The organism is Thermosynechococcus sp. PKX95, assembly GCF_031583295.1.
GTDB lineage: Bacteria > Cyanobacteriota > Cyanobacteriia > Thermosynechococcales > Thermosynechococcaceae > Thermosynechococcus.
This window is the reverse complement of the sequence record NZ_CP134171.1, coordinates 1-20,726: the sequence shown is the minus strand read 5'-3', so window position 1 is coordinate 20,726 and position 20,726 is coordinate 1. Positions and strand designations below refer to the sequence as shown.

Below are 20,726 nucleotides of genomic sequence, written 5' to 3'. Positions count from 1 at the left end.
AGGGGATTGCGAGGGGGAAACACTCCCCCTGCGGTTGCATGATTTAGCCTGTGACTTTCACCTTATCGAGGGTTGCCTTGACTCGCGCGACGATGTCGTCAGGCATGGGAACATAGTCCAGTTGTTCGGCAATGCTTTTGCCCTCATTGCCCAGTGCCCAAAGCAGCACATTTTCAAGGGCTTGCCATTTTCTGCCATCTTGGTACTCAGGGTACACCAAGATCCATGTCAAGCCAGCGATGGGAAAGGCTTCGGGATTTTCGGGATCCGGCACTAGCAATGCAAAATCTTCGGGAACGTCAGCGCCCTCAAAGGCTTTGGAGGCAGCTTCCGGGGAAGGATAGACGAAGTTACCTGCCTTGTTTTCCAGTAGGGCGCGGGGCAAGTTGTTGAGTTTGGCATAGGCATACTCGACGTAGCCAATGGTGCCTTCGTTTTGCTGAATTTGGGCAGCCACGCCTTCATTGCCTTGGCCACCAACACCCACAGGCCAATTGACGGAGGTGCCAACCCCTGCCGGCCAGCCAGGACACACGGTGTTGATGTGGTTTGTGAAAATAAATGTGGTGCCACTGCCGTCAGAGCGGTGGGCAAAGGTAATTGGTTTATCGGGAAGCGTTTTACCCTCATTTGCAGCAACCAGCTTGGGATCATTCCAGCGGGTAATTTTGCCCATGACGATGTCGCAATAGACCGCCCGCGGTAATTTCAGTTCATCCACACCGGGCAGGTTATAGGCAAAGACAACGGCACCACCGACCATGGGAACTTGGATGGGGTCAGCCTTGTATCTTTCCTGAAAGGACTTCAGGCGATCGCCGGCTATCGGTGCATCGGAACCAGCAAAATCCACTGTGCCGTTAATATACTGCTCCAAACCAGCACCACTGCCAACGGATTGATAACTGATTTGGACGTTGGGATCAACCTGCTGGGCGTAGGTTTTGAACCAGTTTTGGTAAAGGGGGGCAGGAAAACTGGCGCCGGCACCATTAATATTTATCGGCTCGCCCGCTTGATTTGAGCCACCCCCTCCTTGAGGACCGCAAGCAACAACGATGCCAGCGGTAATAATAGCGGAGAGGATCATGAGAATTCGAGATTTTCTGAGTTTGAAGATCATAAGCGCGATCGCAAGTAAGGACAATGAACGAATGCATTGATGCATCAGTAGTTACAGCCCCTCTCGTGAGGATTGAGACTGCTCCAAACAGTTAGAACGATTGTGCGCTGACAGCAGGCACGAGGCTCTCATCCCCGTTCATGTGCTCCATAGTTTTTAGAACAAGGGCTGTATGACAGCTTGCTCGATAGCAACGACAAATCTATCGCGACTCAAAGACAAGCTAGGGCGATAATACGGGAACGATGTAAAGGTTAGGTTAAGAACGACTCCATCTGTTAATTAAGTTTTTTTATTATTGTGCAGTCTCTGTCGATCTGAACCAAAGCTTGGGTAGGGCAGTCTAAACTTAGTTTTCCGCTGGGTGTAGTGAGGAATACTTTCAAGGAAGCAATTTATAAAAATTTTCTTAATCTCTAGGTTCCTGAGACCAAAGGCAGCCTAAGATTATCGCTAGGGTGTTCTCAACAATACTTTCTCTAGGGAGAAGGGCTAACGAAATACCTTAAGATAAGACTTTTTAAGTCTCAATTCTTTGAATTCAAGTTACTAACTTTAGAAGGATTTATATTAATAACTCATCTTTGAAGTTTTATTTATAAATAGTTTTGGCAAGTTATTCATCGTTTTTAGTGATTTTGTTTTAGTGGGGAAATAGTTGAATTCACCAATTTTCTAATTGATGCAATATCCGTCATTTTTAGAGTGAGGCTTGAGTGATGCAGTTTCAGCAATTGAGGCGCGGCGTTTTACCCCTTTTGGCCATCATCTTTGTGGGCTGCACAATGGAGGCGGCATCTAATGACCCAATGCTCAAGGTGATTCGGGTGGATGGATCGAGCACGGTTTATCCCATTTCCAGGGCGATCGCCGAAGGGTTTAAGACCACGCCCAATGGTCAAGAGGCCGATATTGCCGTTGCTTTTTCAGGGACATCTGCTGGCTTTCGCGCCTTTTGTAGCGGCAAAACGGATATTAGTGACGCCTCTCGCCCGATCCTCATTACTGAAATGAACGAGTGCATTGCCAATGGTGTCCCCTTTATTGAATTGCCCATTGCCTTTGACGCGCTGACGATCGCTGTCCATCCCCAAAATACTTGGCTCAAGGAAATTTCTGTGGCTGAGCTGAAAAAACTCTGGGAAAAAGCGGCGGAGCAAAAGCTCACTCGCTGGAACCAATTACGTCCCGACTTTCCCAATGCACCCATTGTGCTCTGGGGACCAGGTCAAGATTCAGGCACCTTTGATTATTTCAACGAGGCGATTCTTGGCAATCAGCGCGGCTCTCGCACCGACTACAAAGCCAGCGAAGACGATAACGAAATCGTAGCGGGTATTGCCGGGGATGTGAATGCCCTTGGTTACCTTCCCTATGCTTACTACATGGCCAACCAGAATCGGCTACGAGCTGTGCCCGTCAATGATGGCCGAGGGGCAATTCCGCCTTCAGTGGAAACGGTGCAAAACAGTACATACCAGCCCCTCTCGCGCCCCCTCTTCCTCTATGTCAATGCCAAATATGCCCAAGACAAGCCCCTGCTGCGACAGTTTGTTGAGTATTACATCCAGCAGGCACCGACGGTCGTTCCCAAGGTCGGGTATGTTCCCCTTACGCCCGAAGGCTATCGCTTGGCAGGCATTCAGTTTATTCGCCTAGAGGTGGGGACTGCCTTCAAGGGGGTGCCTGAACCTGATGTGACGATTGAAGAGGTGCTGCGGCGTCAGGTGATTTTCCAAGAGGTCCATGCCAATAATCCGACCCCCTAGAATAGGGGCATGGAAATTATCGAGAAGTCTCAGCAGCGGCTGATTTTGCGCAGTCGCCCTTGGGGGGTGTGGCTGGCAGGTCTGATATTCTGTGTTGGTGCTGCTGTACCGATTTGGTTTGCAGCCCGCTATGAGCTGGTGTGCCGCCATGAGGTTCGCGTTATTGATAGTCGCTGTCGCTGGGTGCGCTCTGGGGCAACGGGGGTACAGATCACCCAAATTCCCCTGAATCGGCTCCAAGGGGTGGGCATTATCGAGCAGTGGCGCTCTAGTCGCGGACGACGCTACCGTGTCTATCAGGTGCACCTACAAACCGCCGCGGGTTCTATTGCCTTTGGTGAATTTACCCGCGATCGCCAGAATCGGGAAGCCGTTGCCGAACGCATCCGTCGCTTTTTGCAGCAGCCGCAACATCCCCCTTTAACATTAGTGGAAGACAACCACTGGTGGGGGTTTTTGATCTTAGCTATTGGCTGGGGTCTAGGCTTACCCCTAATCTTTATCGGAGCCAAGGTGCTGGTGCTGGTTTTTGATAAAAGTGCAGGCGTGGTATCGCTGCAATATAGCAGTCTTCTCAGGACAGAAAAGAAAACCTTCCCTTGGCATGACCTCAAGGATGTCGTCGTACAGCTCTCCCGTGGTAAGAAGGGCAGAGTATCAGCTCGTTTGGCCTTGGAATTACAGAATGGGCAGGTAATTCCCCTGCGGTTTTATTACAGCAGTGATGTCAGGGGCACTCAGGCACTGCAAGCCACGATTCGGGCGTTTCGTGATCGTTCGTGATCAAACGTAACGGGTACGGCGGAACGGTGATAAATTAGCTAGGCTAGAAGCAAGAAATTTCCCTCAGCAGGGATAGAAATTTTATCTGAGAACAGCAAATTAGAATTTGTTAGCGGTTGTTGACGCGAGCGATCGCTAGCCCTGAATTCCCGAAAAATTTATCCCTTTGCTGTGGGCGATTTCTGTTAGAAAGGCTACAATCAATGAGGTTTTAGTTAAAATTAGTCAAAAGATTCCTGCACAGTCTCAACCGCTCGCTACTGCCTGCTCCCTGACCCCATGGGTCACACAGGAAATTTTTCAAGATGATCCAGCGGTAGAGATCCTGAGAATGTGGAATCTAGAGCCTATGCCCCCGTCCAACCGCTTTCCTTAGCTACATTCCATGATTGAAATGTGGCTGACGATTCTAGCGTCACCAAAGGCAACGGTTGCCGACAACACACTGACAATAGACATTTAGGGAGATTTTACGAGGACAACGGCATGACCCAAGCGAATGTACTTGACGTTTACGACCCCGCAACAGCCCCCCTTGAGGATGAGGTGGCTCTACTCAGTGACTATGGCCTTGATGCTGTAGAGGCCGAAGAAGAGGAGGAGAGCGAAGACTTTGAGGAGGTCAGCGACGATCTTGACGACAAGCCCACAAAAGGTCGTGCCAGCCGACGGCGGACACAGGTCAAGAAGAAACACTACACCGAGGACTCGATACGCCTCTATTTGCAAGAAATTGGCCGCATTCGTCTATTACGTGCCGACGAAGAAATTGAATTGGCACGCAAAATTGCCGATCTCTTAGAAATGGAGCGAGTGCGCGATCGCCTGTGTCAACAACTCGGCTGTACCCCTGAAGAGCTAGAGCGCAATCCTGAGCCTTGGGCTACAGAGCTGGGTATGACCGTGCAAGCCTTTCGCCATCGCTTATTTGTGGGTCGCAAAGCCAAGGAAAAAATGGTGCAATCGAACCTGCGACTGGTGGTGTCGATCGCCAAAAAATACATGAACCGGGGGTTATCCTTTCAGGACTTGATTCAAGAAGGCAGCCTAGGGCTCATCCGCGCTGCTGAGAAATTTGACCACGAAAAGGGCTATAAATTTTCCACCTACGCCACCTGGTGGATTCGCCAAGCCATTACCCGCGCCATTGCCGATCAATCCCGCACCATCCGTCTGCCTGTGCACCTGTACGAAACCATTTCCCGCATTAAGAAAACCACCAAGCTGCTCTCACAGGAAATGGGGCGCAAACCCACTGAGGAAGAAATTGCCGATCGCATGGAAATGACCATTGAAAAACTGCGCTTCATTGCCAAATCGGCACAACTGCCCATCTCCCTAGAAACCCCTATCGGTAAAGAAGAGGATTCCCGTCTGGGGGACTTCATTGAATCTGAGGGTGAAACCCCTGAAGATCAAGTGTCCAAGCACCTGCTGCGCGAAGATTTAGAAACAGTATTGTGCACCCTTAGCCCCCGCGAGCGAGATGTGTTAAAACTGCGGTATGGCTTGGACGATGGTCGCATGAAAACGTTGGAGGAAATTGGTCAACTCTTTAACGTCACCCGTGAGCGCATTCGCCAAATTGAGGCCAAGGCCCTGCGGAAACTGCGCCATCCCAACCGCAACAGTGTCCTCAAAGAATACATTCGTTAAGGAGTCGTTTATGTTGCGTCCCCTCATTGCCCTGACCGTTGGCCTGTCTGCCACTTTGGTGGCAATGCCGCAACCCAGTTCTGCCCAAGCCTGTGCCTATGCCAAAGGGCTAAGTCATCAAAGTCTGAGTAATTCCTCATTCTTCGATAGCAGCAAGCTGCCGATCGCCCTTGGACTGGGTGCAGGTGCAATTACAGCAGCGGCAGTGGGGGTGACCCTCTGGCAACGGCGGCAGCAAACGGATGCCCCGACCCCTGCTTCTGATGCTGCCTCTTTGGAACTGCCGGTGGTCTTGCCAGAGTCTGAAGGTGCAGAGCGTTCTGAAGATGTGACACCCATTGCCTAGTTATCGATTTGTCAAATTACTCCCCCTCATGGGGGCGATCGGGGTATTCCTAGGCTGTAGTCCCATTGCGCAGTCGGATACCCCGTTACCCTTATCAACCGCTGAACCCCTGTTAGAATCGCAGCCACCACCAACACTGGCGGTACGCATTGAAACCGTTGTTGAAGAGTTAGAGCATCCTTGGGCAGTAACTTGGCTGCCGGATGGCAGTGCGTTGATTACTGAGCGCCCCGGACGGTTGCGGCGATTTCACCAAGGGCGTTTGGGTTCACCTATTCGTGGCGTGCCGCCGGTCTTTGGCCAAGGCCAAGGGGGCTTATTGGATGTCGCCCTTCACCCCCGCTTTGCTGAAAACAATTGGGTTTATCTTACCTATGCCCATGGCACAGCATCCGCGAATCGTACTCGCCTAGCACGGGGGCGTCTGGTGGGCGATCGCCTTGAAGAGGTGACAGTTCTCTTTGAAGTCTCGCAAGCGAAAACTGGGGCACAGCATTTTGGCTCCCGCTTGGCTTGGCTCCCCGACGGCACATTGCTCATGGCCATTGGCGATGGCGGCAATCCCCCAATTGAACTGGAAGGCAAATTAATTCGCGAGCAAGCCCAAAACCGCCGCAGTCATTTGGGCAAAATTATTCGCCTGCGGGACGATGGCACTGTGCCGGAGGACAATCCTTTTGTGGGCGATGCCACGGCCACCCCCGAACTCTGGAGCTACGGCCACCGCAATATCCAAGGACTGGTGGTTGATCCAGTCACAGAAACGGTGTGGTCAACGGAGCACGGCTCCCTTGGTGGTGATGAACTCAATCGCATTGAACGTGGTGCCAACTATGGTTGGCCAGTGGTCACCTATAGCCGTGAGTATTGGGGGGCAGAAATTACCCCAGAGCGGCGCCGGCCGGGAATGGTGGATCCTTTGGTGGTGTGGACACCGGCCATTGCGCCTTCAGGGCTAGCAGTTTATCGGGGCGATCGCGCTCCCCAGTGGCAAGGTGCCCTTTTTGCCGGCGGTCTCGTCTCCCAAGATGTGCGCAAAATTCGAGTCAATACTAACAATGCTGTTGCAAGCCAAGGACGCATTCCGATAGGTCAGCGGGTACGGGATGTGCGCCAAGGCCCCGATGGTTACCTGTACGTTCTCACCGACGATGCCCAAAATGGCCGATTGTTGCGTTTAATTCCTTAACGTTCAGCTAAACAAATCTTTATCGCCACTTAAATACAAGCCAATATCTTGAGTCGAGGAACAAAAAGCAGTCGCAGGTGAGGTGTGACTGCCGAATTGTGTGTTGAGGAGTGTATATGCGTTCTTGGGGGAAGCTTCTAGGAAGCTGCCTAGTTGGCTTGGGCGTCATTTTGGGATTGAACAATGCAGCCGTTGGCCAGTCATCAGCAGAGGAAATGTTAGGGCCTCGAATCCAGCCCCGTGGAACGATTCGCTTCAATAGTGAAGGCGCTGGTTTTGATCACTACCTCAGTGCAGAAACATTTATTCCGTTCTTTCAACAGCAGGGTGCTAGCGTCGGCTTCTTTGAAGGCAAACTCCTCATGGCCACGCCCAATACAGCCTTGGGGTACAATTTGACCCTTGGCTACCGTGCCCTGACAGGCAATCAGAAATTTGCCCTTGGTGGCTACCTATCCTACGATTTTCGCAACACGGGAGATGCAGGTTTTAACCAGCTTGGGCTTGGTCTGGAACTCTTGGGAGATGTTGATGTCCGTATAAACGGCTATATCCCCCTAGGGACTCGGCAAGTCCTTCTCAATCAAGCAGTGGGTTCAATCGGCACCATTCAAAACAACCAGATTCTTCTTGATCGCGATCGCCTTTTCCAAGAAGCGCTGACGGGTTTTGACTTTGAAGTAGGAACCCGATTGGTTCCATTAGGTAAAGACTATCTGCGGGGTTACGCAGGTTTATACTACTACAGCGGTGAGAGTATTGCTGATTTTGTTGGCGTCCGTGCCCGTTTAGCTACCCGCCCTATTGAGTACCTCAGCCTCAGTGCAACAGTGCAAAACGATGATCGCTTTGGCACGAAAGCTTGGTTTGGAATTGGGGTTTCTTTTCCCGGTGTCGCAGGTAGTCGCCGCCGTGCTCCAGAACAGGGTCAAAATGTAGCAGCCCGTCTAGGTGAATCTCCAGAGCGTCTCAGCTTTATTACCGTTGATAACGAACTTGTTGAGGATCAAATTGCGGCAATTAACCCTGCTACAGGTCAGCCTTATCGCGTTTTCACAGTTGATACTGGCGCTGGCAGCGCGGCTCGTATTAATGATTTACCCCTTGCTCAAAACGATATTGTCTTAGTTGGCGTTGCTGACACCGATGGCAATACCGCAGGTCAGGGCACAATTAATCTCCGAGATGGCGTCCAACTCCTCTCGACAACTGTCAATCGGCAACTACCAAGTACAGTAGGAACCATTACGATTCCTGCTCTGACACCCAGTAGCCAAAAGCCGATTATCGCTGCCACTATTATTTTAGCTAAGAATAATACAATTGAGGGGTTCAATATTACACCGCCTTCCGGCCAACCTGCAATTATTGGTAATAACGTCAATCCACCGCGTATTCTCAACAATCAAATTACAACCATCAATGCCAACGGCATCAGTATAACGAATAGTACTGGTGTACAAATTACCAATAACCAAATTACGAGTACCAATGGCAGTGGCATCATTTTAGTCAATGCTGAATCCCCTGTGGTTCGCAATAATACCGTTACAATTACGAGCACAACTGCCCCTGCCTTTAACCGCCGTGGCATCAGTATTACTGAAAGCACCAACGCAACGATTGAAAATAACACTATTGATGGCGGTGTTGGTGAGGGAATTGGCCTAGACAATGCCCTTGGAAATGTAACTATTCGTGGCAACACTGTCCGTAATGTTGGCCAAACAGCAACAGATACTAACCTCGAAGCTAGCATCTTCATTCGCAACAATCGTGGCAACGCCAACATCAGCATCGAAGACAACGTGACTGAAAACAACTTGACGGCAGGGAATCGTGTGGATGGAATTGAATTTAACCTCTGCCGTGGCGATAGCTTTGCTGTGGCTGACCGTTTCAGTGACAATCAGTTTGCGAACTGTGCGGCTCCCGCGAGTGCAACTGTTATCGTTCGGAACAATCAGATTCGCAACATTGGTACAGGTACCGACGGCAGTGATGGCATTGACTTCAATATTGGCGATGGTGCCAACCTCACAGCCGTTCTAGAAAATAACGTGGTTAACAATATTTCTGATGCGGGGATGACGTTTGATATTGTCAGCAGTGCGGCTCCAATTGCACCTCCCAGCGCAAACATCATAATTCGCAACAATGAGATACGCAACATCCTCAATGATGATGCCATCACGCTGGAGTCCAACAGTGCAGGACAAGTGGTACTAAACATTGAAAATAATGTAATCCAAAATATTGGCAATAGTAATGACGGCATTGACATTGAGTTCACAACAACGGCTGCAAGTCCAACCCCTGCACAAGTCAGAATTGTGGGGAATCAACTGAATAACATTAGCGATCGCGGGATTGAAGTGGACACCACTAATAATGCTCGCTTAGCAATTGAAATCAGCAACAACACCTTAACCAATACAGGCGAAGCAATTCGCTTACGTGGTCAAAATAACTCTGTATTGACGCCTACGGTTAACAACAATACCATCACCGTTACAAATGCCGCAGGTATTATCTTGCAAAATGTACAATCCCCTGTGGTTCGCAATAATACCGTTACAATTACGAGCACAACTGCCCCTGCCTTTAACCGCCGTGGCATCAGTATTACTGAAAGCACCAACGCAACGATTGAAAATAACACTGTTAATGGTGGTATTGGTGAGGGAATTGGCCTAGATAATGCCCTTGGAAATGTAACTATTCGTGGCAACACTGTCCGTAATGTTGGCCAAACAGCAACAGATACTAACCTCGAAGCTAGCATCTTCATTCGCAACAATCGTGGCAACGCCAACATTACCATCGAAGATAACGTGACTGAAAACAACTTGACGGCAGGGAATCGTGTGGATGGAATTGAATTTAACCTCTGCCGTGGCGATAGCTTTGCTGTGGCTGACCGTTTCAGTGACAATCAGTTTGCGAACTGTGCGGCTCCCGCGAGTGCAACTGTTATCGTTCGGAACAATCAGATTCGCAACATTGGTACAGGTACCGACGGCAGTGATGGCATTGACTTCAATATTGGCGATGGTGCCAACCTCACAGCCGTTCTAGAAAATAACGTGGTTAACAATATTTCTGATGCGGGGATGACGTTTGATATTGTCAGCAGTGCGGCTCCAATTGCACCTCCCAGCGCAAACATCATAATTCGCAACAATGAGATACGCAACATCCTCAATGATGATGCCATCACGCTAGAGTCCAACAGTGCAGGACAAGTGGTACTAAACATTGAAAATAATGTAATCCAAAATATTGGCAATGGTAATGACGGCATTGACATTGAGTTCACCACGAATGCTGCCAATCCAACACCGGCACGGGTCAGAATTGTTGGCAATCAGCTTTCTGGTGTCAGCGATCGCGGGATAGAAATCGATACCACTAACAATGCTAGCTTGCAACTTGAGGTTAGCAATAACAGTATCCAAGCAACAGCTGGTGGTGAAGCAGTGCGACTGCGTGCTCAGAATACTTCTCGCCTCAATGCCACAGTCAACAATAACACCCTCACTCAAGGGAATCCTGCCACGCGAAGTTTAGAGCTGCGGGCTGATAATAATGCAACACTGTGTGCAAACGTATTTAGTAACGTCGAAACAAGTGGTGCAGGTTTCCGCTTACGACCCCAGAATGCTCCTGTCATCTTCCGTGTTGTTAATGCTCTTAGTCTCACCCCGAACAATGGTGGTGTAGTCATCAACACAACTGGAGCAGGAACAGTTACCAATATCACGCCTGCCATATTCAGTGCTGCACCACCCGCTGGTTGTACATTCCCCTAGGACTCAGCAGGATTGTGATACTCACTCAAGGTGGTCAAAGAGTACTGCCAACAGTTTTCGAGCCAGTCTATCAAGGTCTCGCGAGGGGCAGAGACTTGCCGCACCACTGACCACACCTGTAAGGCAGCTAAGGGGGAGTTGACCTCGACCCTCAGGGGTTGATAGGGAGCATAGTCACAGGGCACCTCTAGATCAATCAACCGTTGGTAGATTGGCCAGCGTAATTGCCACTGAACTGCAATAAGGTGGGGGTTTATAGACATTCAATAAGCACTCCACTATTGAAAATGTACAGAAAGGTAGTTTAGGATCGGGCTGTCAGAGCTAAGTTGGTTAGCTCACTAGTGTCCGCAAAGGAGCATCGTGCTATGACGACCAGTGCATTGCCGCGCCAAGCCTTTGGCGAGATGAAAGATACAGTTGTACTGCTGGAGAAAGCCACCACCACGCCCATCTGTGAGGGGATGAATCGCCTCTTGGCCAGTTTTCAAGCCCTGTATTTGCAGTACCAAAAGCATCATTTTGTGGTTGAGGGGGCAGAATTTTATCCACTGCATCAGTTTTTCCAAGACTGCTATGAACAGGTGCAAGGTCACGTCCATGACTTGGGTGAACGTCTGAATGGTCTGGGGGGCGTGCCTGTGGCCGGTTTTCAACAGTTGGCCACGCTCTGCTGCTTTACCCCTGAACCGGAGGGGGCTTTTAATTGCCGCCAAATGCTCACTAATGATTTGCAGGCCGAACAGGCAATCATTGGTGTTCTGCGGCAACAGGCTACCCAAGCAGAGAGTTTGGGCGATCGCGCCACTGCCTACCTCTATGACCAAATCCTGCTGCAAACGGAGGAGCGTGCTTACCACATTGGTCATTTCTTGGCCAACGACAGCCTGAAGGCGTAGTCTTTCGCAATTTAGGTTAACGAACCTTAATGCAAGATCACGGTTGTCCATAAAACGCCCCCACCCAAGGGGGTTTTTTAATGCAGATTTTTCCTATTGCTTAGCCTAGCTTAGTTGCGATTAAATTGCAATAAATTTATCCGAGGAGGTTTGTTGCAGGACGCTGGCGGGGATACTGTTGCATCAGGGCACGCACCTGCTCGGCGTGGTAGGAACTACGGGTGAGGGGAGAGGAGACCACCTGCAAAAAGCCCATGGATTCGCCAAGCTGCCGCCATGCTTCAAATTGCTCTGGTGGAATAAAAGCCTGCACGGGTAAGTGTTTCGGACTCGGCTGCAGATACTGGCCAATCGTGAGAATGTCGCAGCCCACTTGACGCAGATCCGCCATCACTGCCGCCACTTCCTCAGGGGTTTCTCCCAAACCCACCATCATGCCTGACTTTGAGTAGATCCAAGGGGCGCGATCGCGCACCCGTTGCAGCAGTTCCAGACTGCGCTGATAGTTGCCTTGGGGACGCACCCGCCGATAGAGACGGGGCACGGTTTCGGTGTTGTGGTTCAGCACTTCGGGACTGGCGGCGAGAATTTGATCTAAGGCCTGCCAATTGCCACAGAGATCGGGAATGAGCACTTCAATGGTTGTTTGGGGCGATCGCGCCCGCACGGCCTGAATCGTGGCCACAAACTGGGAGGCTCCACCATCAGCCAAGTCATCCCGATTTACCGAGGTAATGACAACATGATTGAGCCGCATTCGCACCACTGCTTCCGCCAGTCGCTGGGGTTCAGTGGCATCCAAGGGCAGTGGCTTTTTCGCAAAATCAATATCGCAGTAAGGACAAGCGCGGGTGCAAGCTGGCCCCATCATTAAAAATGTCGCCGTTCCCTCATGGAAACATTCACCAATATTGGGGCAAGAGGCCTCTTCGCAAACGGTATTGAGGTTTAAGTCCCGCAACAGTTCCTTGACGGAACCGACCCGCTGCCACTGGGGTGCTTTGACCCGTAACCACTCTGGTTTAACAACCACGGCTAACTCCACTGCAAATTCAAAAACAAACAAAGGGAAAACGTCAATTGTGCCACCAACAGAAAGAGGTAAATTAGAGCACGGGGGCGAAAAATCGTCAGCAGTAATCCCAGCCCCTTGAGATCTACCATCGGTCCGAGGACAAGAAAAGCGAGAATTGACCCCGGCGTAAACGTGGCAGCAAAGGCAAGGGCAAAAAAGGCATCAACCGTCGAGCAAATGGAAATCACTGTGCCCAAGATCATCATTGCCACAATCGAGATCACCGGCCCTTGGCCAAGGCTGAGAATGAGTTCGCGGGGAGCCGCCACCTGAATAAGAGTCGCCACTAGGCTACCGAGGACTAAAATTCCCCCCAATTCGCGAAATTCCTGCACCACATTCTCCAGGACTTGGGGCAGACGCTGCTGCCAAGGCATCGTTGCAGTCGGTGGCGCAAGCGTGAGAGTTTCCATGGCAAGGGGTTGGCCGGGGGTTCCCAACAGGTAGGTGCCTGACTGGAGCAAGGCCGGTATAGTGGCTGCTTGAGGCTGGGGACGACGCATGAGACTGGTGACGGTGGGCTGCAAAAAGGGGGTTAGATCCTTTTGGAAACTAAAAACCCAGCCAATAATGGTGGCGATCGCCAGTGAGAAGAGGACACGAAAGACGACAATTTCCGGTTGATCACGAAAGGCCGTCCACGTTGCCCAAATCACAATCGGGTTGATTGTCGGTGCTGCCAACAAAAAACCAATGGCCACGGATGTAGGCAGTCCTTGCACCAATAATCGCCGCGCCACCGGCACATTGCCACACTCACACACTGGAAAAAGAAAGCCAATGCAACTGCCGATCAAGGCTCCCAGCAGGGGCGATCGCGGCAAGCGACGAATGAGCGCCTGCTCATCTACAAATAGCAGCAGCACGCTAGAGAGCAAAATGCCCAGCAGCAGAAACGGCACTGCCTCCACCAGTAGGCTCAGAAAAAGGGTAAAACCGCTTTGCAACTGATTCGCAAATGTCATGGGTGTATAGCGGGGTCTAGGACACAATCTCCTTCAACTCGAGGGGACTCGGCTGAATATCCGTTTGCCGTGAATCGGTAATTAGCCAATCGAGGGCAGCAGCCTTGAGATCAATCGTTGTCCCTGTTTTGTCAACACAGTAGCGGCCAAAGACCAGCTTATCCACAAGACGCACATCCGAACCAAGGCGGGAATACTCAAAAATCACACAGTTATCGACGACAGCACCACTGCAAATGTGGCAATTGGGGCCAATCATCGTCGGCCCAATAATCGTTGCCCCATCTTCAATCTTGGTCATGCCGCCAATGTATACAGGGCCTTGAATTGTGACTTTATCCCAGTTGACCGCCACATTCAGCCCGGTATAAATGCCGGGGAACTGCTCATGGCCGGGAATCGAGACATTTTTAATTGTGCCCTCAAGAACGCCGCGCACCGCTTGCCAGTAATCGGGGACTTTACCAATATCAATCCATTCAAAGTCCATTGCTAGGCCATAGAAGGGGGCACCCATTTCCACCAATTTAGGGAACAGCTGGCTGCCAATGTCGTATTCCTGGTTGGAGGGAATGTAGTCGAGAATTTCTGGCTCAAAAATATAAATTCCCGTGTTGATATTGTTGCTCAGGGCTTCTTCAACGCTAGGTTTTTCTTGAAAAGCGATAATGCGATCGCTCTTATCGGTGACGACGACGCCATAGCTAGAGACATCCTCTTTGGGGACTGTTTTCATAATCACGGTAGCGATCGCCCCCTTTTGGCGATGCCAAGCCACCGCTGCCGTCAAATCCAAGTCAATGAGGGCATCCCCACACAGCACCACAAAGGTGTCATCAAAAAAGGGGTGAAAATCTTGAATTCGCTTGATTCCCCCCGCAGAGCCTAGGGCTTTGCCCACGAGTTCGCCATCCTTGATATAGCCCTCAAAGGAGTAGGCAATCTCTACACCAAAGCGTTGGCCATCCTGAAAATAGCTTTCAATTTCGTGGGCTAGGTGACTAACGTTCACCATAATTTCAGTAAACCCATGCTGCCGCAAAAGTTCTACCAAAAACTCCATCACCGGTTTTTGCAAAATTGGGATCATTGGCTTCGGAATGGTGTATGTAATCGGACGTACCCGCGTGCCTTTTCCAGCCGCCAAGATCATTGCTTTCATATCGGTTTTACCTAATCTACCAACACTGAAAGGGAGACACCCCCACTCGTGATAACAGCCCTTTTCACAAGGTATGGAAGACTCTGGAAAGAGCCAAAGCTATGGTTGATCACTACTCCTTGAGGAACCCCACGTTTTAGAAAAGGGCTGTATCCCCCCTAGCTTACCTCAATCCAGGGCATACACCCGCCCATGGTAGAGCAAGCGGGTAATCCCTTTGGACTGAAGATAGCTGCGCACTTTCCGCAGCATTTCGCCGTCGGGTACCTTAACAACGGTCTTGCGCCACTGGACATCACTGGCCTTATAGAGGCGTTGATTTTGCTGGGAATAGCGTAGAGCCACGGGGCGGCTATCGAAAATGGGTAGGGTACTTTGTTGCGCTTCCTCACTAGAGAGGGCACCTAAACCGCGAAAGGCTTCTAGGGGACGGGTGAGCAGTTCCGCCCGCCGATCCACAACAACATAACAAGGACGGGGCAGCACTGCTTCGGCAAGGGGAATGACCTCCACCGACTGCACCACTTCTACATCGGCGAGATCCGGTAAGGGAATGTCCCCCTCAAGTTCCTCGTCATCGTCATCTTCGAGATCGTCATCCTCTGCATCACTGTAGTCATCCTCATCGAGGACAACGGCCTCTGCCGTCTCTACATCTTCTAGATCCTCTTCCTCTGGCATGTCATCCGTTGTAGCCATGGCCAATAGGGGAGCTTCAGGGGCAGCCGCTTCTTCTTCCATTTGTTTGATCACACGCCGAATGGTGTTTTCACTCACACCAAATTCCGCTGCTAGAGCTTTGATCGTTTGTCCGGCGGTGTACTGTTGAAAGACACGCTGGCGTTCGCTGTCACTGAGTCGCTTGTAGGTCATGGATTCAGATTAAGAAGCAGGTGGCCAGATCTATTATCTGGGGTGGCGGTGCCAGAATATTGATTTTAGCCAAAACCCTGTTCAGTGGGCGATCGCTAGCGCAGGCGCACAAATCCTGCCTTTTCAATGGCGGCTTGCCCTTGATCCGTGAGCAAGAGTGCAGCGTAGGCACGTCCTGCTTGGGCATCGAGGCTATTGTCCTCCTTGGTAATGACAAATAGGCGGCGGGTGATGGGATACGTCCCCTCTTGAAATGCACGCTGATTCAGTTGGTTGCGCTGTTGGGGACACTGCTCAGGGGGAACATAGGGGTCTTGATAGGGAGGCACGTACTCATTGGCTTGGCGGCCGAGGGGAAGCGGGTGGATGCTGCACTGACCCACGACCTCCGGCGCAGAGGCATAATAAATACCCCCCAGTGTCGCGGCGACGCGCCGTAGGCCATCGGTGGTATCGCGAACCATGACCACATTGCGACCAAAAGGCTGCTTCCCTAGCACTTCCTGAATAAAGTATTCAACGGTACCACCATCTTCCGGACGGCGAGAGAAGGGGGTAATCTTTTGGTTGGGGCCGCCCACCTGCTGCCAATTGGTTACTTTGCCGGTGTAAATATCCACCACTTGTTGCACCGTCAGTCCGGGAATTTCTAGCCTCGGATTGACAGCGATCGCCAGCCCATCAATAGCAACAGGAATGGCAGTTAATTTAATACCCTGAGCCGCTGCCTTGGCTAGCTCTTCGTCCTTGAGGGAACGGGAAGATTGGGAGAAAGACAATTGATGATTCAGTAACATGCGGATCCCACTGCCCGACCCCGGCGTTCCTGTGGGCGGATCCACATAGCGCAGTTGAAAATTGGGCCAAGCCGCTTGCAGCAGCGGATCCACATCGCGGCGAATGGGTGCCCAAGTGGTGCTACCGCCATAATTAAAAAGACCACTGGGGACATTCTTGACTTGGGTAAACGTGGATTGACCCTTGGTTCCGAGATTGAGACCACCATTGCCAATGATTTCGCCGTTATTGATGAGGCGAAGCACCAGCCCTGCACCAATGCCCAAAAGGCCGAGGGTGGCCAGCAAGGAAAGGAGTAGAGGCAGGAGAGAATTGCTTTTCCCTTGGAACATACAAAATAATTGCTGTCATTTTTTTCCAGCCTAGCCCAAACCAAGGGATGTTGGGGATACTCTCTTCAGTGCCGCTGCCTCAGCCCCTCATGCCCCCGTTAGCGAAGGATCGGGAATTCCGCGACAATGATGAAGAAACGTTCATTGAGTTCAACATGCGCTACCGTCGCTTTGGTCGTACCCAATTACCAATGCCTGTCTTTTCCTGTGGCGGCATGCGCTATCAGTTTTCATGGCAGGATGTCAGCCCGAGTACGATTCCAGAAGAAAATCAACGCAATTTAGAGGCGACGATTTGCCGAGCCGTCGAGCTAGGCATTAATCATATTGAAACCGCCCGTGGCTATGGCACCTCAGAAGTGCAGTTGGGCAAAATTCTGCCGCGGCTGCCTCGCGAAAAGCTGATTGTGCAAACCAAAGTGGGGCCGCGACCCACCGCCAAGGAATTTCGGGCAACCTTGGAAACCTCGCTGCGTAATCTGCGGCTGGACTACATCGATTTGCTGGCAATTCATGGCCTTAATTTGCCAGAGCATCTGGAACAGGTGCTGCGACCGGGGGGATGCCTAGAGGTGGCACGGGACTGGCAAGCGGCAGGAAAGATCCGCTTCATTGGCTTTTCTACCCACGGCAGTCTGGAGGTGATCCGCCGGGCGATCGCCAGCGATGCCTTTGACTACGTCAATCTGCACTGGTACTACATCAATCAGCAGAATTGGCCCGCCATCCTCGATGCCCAAGCGCGGGATATGGGCGTCTTTATCATTAGCCCTGCGGATAAGGGGGGGATGCTCTACAAACCACCCCAACGCCTAGTGGAACTGTGTGCCCCCTTAAGCCCAATGGTCTTTAACGATCTGTTTTGCCTCTCCCATCCCCAAGTGCATACCCTGAGTGTCGGTGCTGCTCGCCCCAGTGATTTTGATGAGCATCTCAAGGTGCTCGATCTGTTGGATCAGGCCGCTGAAATTTTGCCGCCGATCTTGGCGCGACTGGAGCAAGCCGCCATTGAGCGGTTGGGGGAAGATTGGTACCACACTTGGCATCAGGGACTGCCCGACTATCGCCACACCCCCGGTGAGGTGAATATCCCCACCATTCTCTGGCTGTGGAACCTAGTGCAGGCCTACGATTTGCTTGAGTACGCCCGTATGCGCTATAACTTGCTTGGCAACGGTGGCCACTGGTTTCCGGGGGCGAATGCAGCACAGGTCAAGCACTTGGATTTAGACCCCTGTTTGCAAAAGAGTCCCCATCGGCAGAAGATTCCAAGGATTTTGCAGGCAGCCCATGATCTGCTCAGTGGCACGCCGCAGCAGCGATTATCTCAATCTTGAGGATAGGGGAGTTTTCCCCAGCAAATCGCGGACAATTCCCCTAGGCGATCGCTCTAGGTGCCACCGACAATAAAAGTATCAAGGGTAAGAGGTCAACACCATGGATTTCATCTATCACCTCAGCAATGCCAGCCTTACCCTGCGGGTTGTGCAATTCTTGCATGAATACGCCAAGCTACCAATACAGTTTGTTACAGTCATTCATCAAGTGGATGGGTGGGTGATTCGCATTAAAATGCATTCGCCCCTCTCCAACGAACAAGCAGGGAATTTCCGCGCCTTCTTGAACGAATTGGGATTCCCCTACACACCGGGGATTTCGCTGAAAATGGCACTGTGGGCACTGGAAACCGGACAGTCAATGGTGGAGGTGATGCGCCGTTATCAAGTGGCGATTGTCTCCCATGGCTACCCCAACTACGACGACATTGAAGCGTTTCGCAAGCAGTTCATTCAAGGCTTGGGCTACTGTCCCGAAACCTTGGCCTAGGGCATCGTGTCCCTTTGGCCTTGCTCTTGGCGATGCTGCAAGATTCGTTCTGCAAGGGGGAGATCGCTGGGAGTGGTGATCTTGAGATTGGTTTCTTCGCCTAGAACAATGTGCACGGCATAACCAAGGCGTTCAAAAAGGGCAGCATCATCTGTGACTTCCCAGCCTCTGGCCACCGCCATTTCATGGGCAATACGCAAGGGTTCGACGCGAAAGCCTTGGGGAGTTTGAGCCGCCCACAGGGAGTCCCGCTCTGGGGTTTGGACGACAACCCCTTCACGATTGACAATTTTAATCGTATCTTTGACCGGCACGGCTGCAATCAGTCCCGCGTAGGTCTCTAGGGCTTGGGCACAGCGGTTGATCAGATCGGGGGTGGCAAGGCAGCGGGCACCATCGTGGATCAGGACCTGCTCAGCCCTTTCGGGAAGTGCCTGTAACCCATTAAAAACAGAGGCTTGACGGGTCTCACCCCCTTCGATGAGCTGGACGGGCTGCCGTAGGTTCAAGTCCCCAAGGAGTGCTTCCCAAGTGGGAAAATCCTCTGGCTGGCCAATAACGCCAATCCATTCAATCGCTTCCGCAGCAGCCACCGCTGCCAATGTCCATGCCAACAGGGGTTTACCCAAGAGTTGCAAGCGCAGTTTATTGTGGCCTGCCCCCATGCGTTTACCCATGCCGGCGGCGGGAATGAGGATGTGCATTCATACCCCTTTTAAGACTGTTTTTATCTTGGCATAGGAAGGCTCTGGGCACTATGGCTCTGTGGGACGGCTGGCCAAGTTAATGCGATCGCTGAGTTGTCGCAGCAGGCTGCCCATTTCTGGATCGGTACGTTGCAGTTCGGCCACCTTGTCGCAACTATACATGACGGTGGTGTGATCTTTGCCGCCAAATTCTTCACCAATCTTCGGCAAGCTGAGGCCAGTATATTGGCGCATCAGGTACATGCCAATTTGGCGCGCCATACTAATTTCGCGGCGGCGGGAGTTGCCCTTGAGATCACTAATAGACACATTCAGGGCTTCAGAGACCACATTCAGGATCACCTCTGGGGAGGTCTCAATTTTGCGGATGGCTGGACTCAGAACGGGGGCAATATTTTCCACCGTCATCGGCAACCCAGAAATGGAAATGTAGGCCACCGCTCGAATCAGTGCCCCCTCTAGTTCCCGAATATTGGAAGTGTAGCTGGCGGCAATATACTCAATCACATCGCGGGGCAGGCGGATATTTTCGTACTCCGCTTTTTTCTGGAGAATGGCCATGCGGGTTTCCAAGTCCGGGGGTTGAATATCGGCGATCAGCCCCATGGAAAAGCGGGAGCAGAGGCGCTCTTGCAGGCGGGGAATTTGACTGGGGGGGCGATCGCTGGCCAAAACCACCTGCTTACCGGCCTCGTGCAGTGTATTGAAGGTGTGAAAAAACTCCTCTTGGGTGTATTCCTTGCCCTCAATAAATTGAATATCATCCACGAGCATGACATCCACCGCCCGATAGTGCTCGCGAAAGCTCTGCATACTGTCTTTGCGGATGGCGGCAATCAAATCATTCGTAAACTGCTCGGTCGAGACATAGAAAATCTTGGCATTGGGGTCAATTTCCAAGCGATAGTGACCAATCGCCTGCATCAGATGGGTCTTGCCCAAGCCAACACCGCCACAGAGAAAGAGAGGATTAAACTCCCGCCCCGGTGATTCCGCCACTGCCAAGCAGGCCGCATGGGCCATGCGATTATTGGGGCCAACGACATAGCGGGAAAAGACATACTTGGGATTCAGTTCACTGCCGCGATGACGAGCGGGCGGGGTGGTAGCCTCTACTTCAGCACGACTGGTGGGGCGAATGCTGGTGTCATGCTCTGCCCCTTGGGCGATCGCCAGCTCAATCTCCACCGCCTCACCGACAATTTCCCGTGCCACATCGGCAATGGTTTTCAAATAGTACTTTTGCAGCCAATTGCGGGCAAAGGGATTGGGGGTGCAAATCGTCAGGGTCTGGCCATCAAAGGACTGCACCGTTGCTGTCTTAATCCAAGTTTCAAACGTCGGGCGACTGAGCAACAGTTGCAACCGCTCCAAAATTTGGTGCCAGAGATCTTCGGCAGAGCTAATCAC

At 51.5% G+C, this 20,726-nt stretch carries 18 protein-coding genes; 9 read left to right on the top strand and 9 right to left on the bottom strand.

Annotated elements, in window-relative coordinates; translation table 11 throughout:
• Positions 1 to 43: 43 nt before the first annotated feature.
• Positions 44 to 1,090 (bottom strand): phosphate ABC transporter substrate-binding protein PstS, encoded by a 1,047-nt coding sequence (gene pstS / locus RHH81_RS00090; protein ID WP_310743170.1) that lies wholly within the window; start codon positions 1,088 to 1,090, stop codon positions 44 to 46.
• Between the two features lie 749 nt (positions 1,091 to 1,839).
• On the opposite strand from pstS, the gene RHH81_RS00085 reads away from it, so the two are divergent.
• The 6 genes from RHH81_RS00085 (at position 1,840) to RHH81_RS00060 (ending at position 10,678) form a co-directional block, all read left to right on the top strand.
• Positions 1,840 to 2,892: a PstS family phosphate ABC transporter substrate-binding protein gene (locus RHH81_RS00085; protein WP_399378787.1), complete on the top strand. Its 1,053-nt coding sequence runs from the start codon at positions 1,840 to 1,842 to the stop codon at positions 2,890 to 2,892.
• 9 nt (positions 2,893 to 2,901) lie between these two features.
• On the top strand, positions 2,902 to 3,675 hold the full coding sequence (locus RHH81_RS00080) for a PH domain-containing protein (RefSeq protein ID WP_310743169.1): 774 nt from the start codon (positions 2,902 to 2,904) through the stop codon (positions 3,673 to 3,675).
• 486 nt (positions 3,676 to 4,161) lie between these two features.
• On the top strand, positions 4,162 to 5,331 hold the full coding sequence (gene rpoD, locus RHH81_RS00075) for an RNA polymerase sigma factor RpoD (protein WP_310743168.1): 1,170 nt from the start codon (positions 4,162 to 4,164) through the stop codon (positions 5,329 to 5,331).
• Between the two features lie 10 nt (positions 5,332 to 5,341).
• Entirely contained in the window at positions 5,342 to 5,677 is a 336-nt protein-coding gene (locus tag RHH81_RS00070) for a hypothetical protein (RefSeq protein ID WP_206200539.1), read from the top strand.
• 28 nt (positions 5,678 to 5,705) lie between these two features.
• On the top strand, positions 5,706 to 6,866 hold the full coding sequence (locus RHH81_RS00065) for a PQQ-dependent sugar dehydrogenase (protein WP_206201547.1): 1,161 nt from the start codon (positions 5,706 to 5,708) through the stop codon (positions 6,864 to 6,866).
• A gap of 158 nt (positions 6,867 to 7,024) precedes the next feature.
• On the top strand, positions 7,025 to 10,678 hold the full coding sequence (locus tag RHH81_RS00060; protein WP_310743167.1) for a right-handed parallel beta-helix repeat-containing protein: 3,654 nt from the start codon (positions 7,025 to 7,027) through the stop codon (positions 10,676 to 10,678).
• On the opposite strand, the gene RHH81_RS00055 is transcribed toward RHH81_RS00060, so the two are convergent.
• Positions 10,675 to 10,941 (bottom strand): Asr1405/Asl0597 family protein, encoded by a 267-nt coding sequence (locus RHH81_RS00055; RefSeq protein WP_302678513.1) that lies wholly within the window; start codon positions 10,939 to 10,941, stop codon positions 10,675 to 10,677. The two genes, RHH81_RS00060 and RHH81_RS00055, sit on opposite strands and share 4 nt — an antisense overlap.
• 105 nt (positions 10,942 to 11,046) lie before the next feature.
• Between RHH81_RS00055 and RHH81_RS00050 the strand changes: the two genes are divergently transcribed.
• Positions 11,047 to 11,577 carry a Dps family protein gene (locus RHH81_RS00050; RefSeq protein WP_206200536.1) on the top strand — a complete coding sequence of 177 codons (531 nt, stop codon included), beginning with the start codon at positions 11,047 to 11,049 and terminating at the stop codon, positions 11,575 to 11,577.
• Positions 11,578 to 11,713: 136 nt separating this feature from the next.
• Here the strand turns inward: RHH81_RS00050 and lipA are convergent, their stop codons facing one another.
• The 5 genes from lipA to RHH81_RS00025 all read right to left on the bottom strand — a co-directional run bounded on the left by lipA (position 11,714) and on the right by RHH81_RS00025 (position 16,782).
• Complete coding sequence (gene lipA, locus RHH81_RS00045) at positions 11,714 to 12,610, bottom strand: lipoyl synthase (RefSeq protein WP_206201546.1); 897 nt, start codon at positions 12,608 to 12,610, stop codon at positions 11,714 to 11,716.
• 2 nt (positions 12,611 to 12,612) lie between these two features.
• Positions 12,613 to 13,617 carry a permease gene (locus RHH81_RS00040; protein WP_310743166.1) on the bottom strand — a complete coding sequence of 335 codons (1,005 nt, stop codon included), beginning with the start codon at positions 13,615 to 13,617 and terminating at the stop codon, positions 12,613 to 12,615.
• A 16-nt stretch (positions 13,618 to 13,633) separates the two neighbouring features.
• Positions 13,634 to 14,779 (bottom strand): sugar phosphate nucleotidyltransferase, encoded by a 1,146-nt coding sequence (locus tag RHH81_RS00035; protein ID WP_206200534.1) that lies wholly within the window; start codon positions 14,777 to 14,779, stop codon positions 13,634 to 13,636.
• A gap of 168 nt (positions 14,780 to 14,947) precedes the next feature.
• Complete coding sequence (locus RHH81_RS00030) at positions 14,948 to 15,652, bottom strand: helix-turn-helix domain-containing protein (RefSeq protein WP_149817002.1); 705 nt, start codon at positions 15,650 to 15,652, stop codon at positions 14,948 to 14,950.
• A gap of 95 nt (positions 15,653 to 15,747) precedes the next feature.
• The gene (locus RHH81_RS00025; RefSeq protein ID WP_310437769.1) at positions 15,748 to 16,782 is read right to left on the bottom strand and encodes a PstS family phosphate ABC transporter substrate-binding protein; all 1,035 of its coding nucleotides are present in this window, start codon (positions 16,780 to 16,782) and stop codon (positions 15,748 to 15,750) included.
• 155 nt (positions 16,783 to 16,937) lie between these two features.
• On the opposite strand from RHH81_RS00025, the gene RHH81_RS00020 reads away from it, so the two are divergent.
• On the top strand, positions 16,938 to 18,119 hold the full coding sequence (locus RHH81_RS00020) for an aldo/keto reductase (RefSeq protein WP_315863410.1): 1,182 nt from the start codon (positions 16,938 to 16,940) through the stop codon (positions 18,117 to 18,119).
• A gap of 100 nt (positions 18,120 to 18,219) precedes the next feature.
• Entirely contained in the window at positions 18,220 to 18,609 is a 390-nt protein-coding gene (locus RHH81_RS00015) for a hypothetical protein (protein ID WP_302678510.1), read from the top strand.
• Here the strand turns inward: RHH81_RS00015 and ispD are convergent.
• A complete protein-coding gene (gene ispD, locus RHH81_RS00010; RefSeq protein ID WP_310743164.1) occupies positions 18,606 to 19,313 on the bottom strand; it encodes a 2-C-methyl-D-erythritol 4-phosphate cytidylyltransferase in 708 nt (235 codons plus the stop codon). The genes RHH81_RS00015 and ispD overlap by 4 nt on opposite strands.
• A 51-nt stretch (positions 19,314 to 19,364) precedes the next feature.
• The gene (gene dnaA, locus RHH81_RS00005) at positions 19,365 to 20,726 is read right to left on the bottom strand and encodes a chromosomal replication initiator protein DnaA (protein ID WP_149816991.1); all 1,362 of its coding nucleotides are present in this window, start codon (positions 20,724 to 20,726) and stop codon (positions 19,365 to 19,367) included.

Bases quoted from the DNA above. Each gene is read 5' to 3' on its own strand.
- RHH81_RS00025 (WP_310437769.1), bottom strand. From the start codon at position 16,782: ATGTTCCAAGGGAAAAGCAATTCTCTCCTGCCTCTACTCCTTTCCTTG.
- RHH81_RS00055 (WP_302678513.1), bottom strand. From the start codon at position 10,941: ATGTCTATAAACCCCCACCTTATTGCAGTTCAGTGGCAATTACGCTGG.
- RHH81_RS00020 (WP_315863410.1), top strand. From the start codon at position 16,938: ATGCGCTACCGTCGCTTTGGTCGTACCCAATTACCAATGCCTGTCTTT.
- pstS (WP_310743170.1), bottom strand. From the start codon at position 1,090: ATGATCCTCTCCGCTATTATTACCGCTGGCATCGTTGTTGCTTGCGGT.
- RHH81_RS00080 (WP_310743169.1), top strand. From the start codon at position 2,902: ATGGAAATTATCGAGAAGTCTCAGCAGCGGCTGATTTTGCGCAGTCGC.
- RHH81_RS00035 (WP_206200534.1), bottom strand. From the start codon at position 14,779: ATGAAAGCAATGATCTTGGCGGCTGGAAAAGGCACGCGGGTACGTCCG.
- RHH81_RS00015 (WP_302678510.1), top strand. From the start codon at position 18,220: ATGGATTTCATCTATCACCTCAGCAATGCCAGCCTTACCCTGCGGGTT.
- RHH81_RS00070 (WP_206200539.1), top strand. From the start codon at position 5,342: ATGTTGCGTCCCCTCATTGCCCTGACCGTTGGCCTGTCTGCCACTTTG.
- RHH81_RS00030 (WP_149817002.1), bottom strand. From the start codon at position 15,652: ATGACCTACAAGCGACTCAGTGACAGCGAACGCCAGCGTGTCTTTCAA.
- RHH81_RS00050 (WP_206200536.1), top strand. From the start codon at position 11,047: ATGACGACCAGTGCATTGCCGCGCCAAGCCTTTGGCGAGATGAAAGAT.
- RHH81_RS00040 (WP_310743166.1), bottom strand. From the start codon at position 13,617: ATGACATTTGCGAATCAGTTGCAAAGCGGTTTTACCCTTTTTCTGAGC.
- RHH81_RS00065 (WP_206201547.1), top strand. From the start codon at position 5,706: ATGGGGGCGATCGGGGTATTCCTAGGCTGTAGTCCCATTGCGCAGTCG.
- ispD (WP_310743164.1), bottom strand. From the start codon at position 19,313: ATGCACATCCTCATTCCCGCCGCCGGCATGGGTAAACGCATGGGGGCA.
- rpoD (WP_310743168.1), top strand. From the start codon at position 4,162: ATGACCCAAGCGAATGTACTTGACGTTTACGACCCCGCAACAGCCCCC.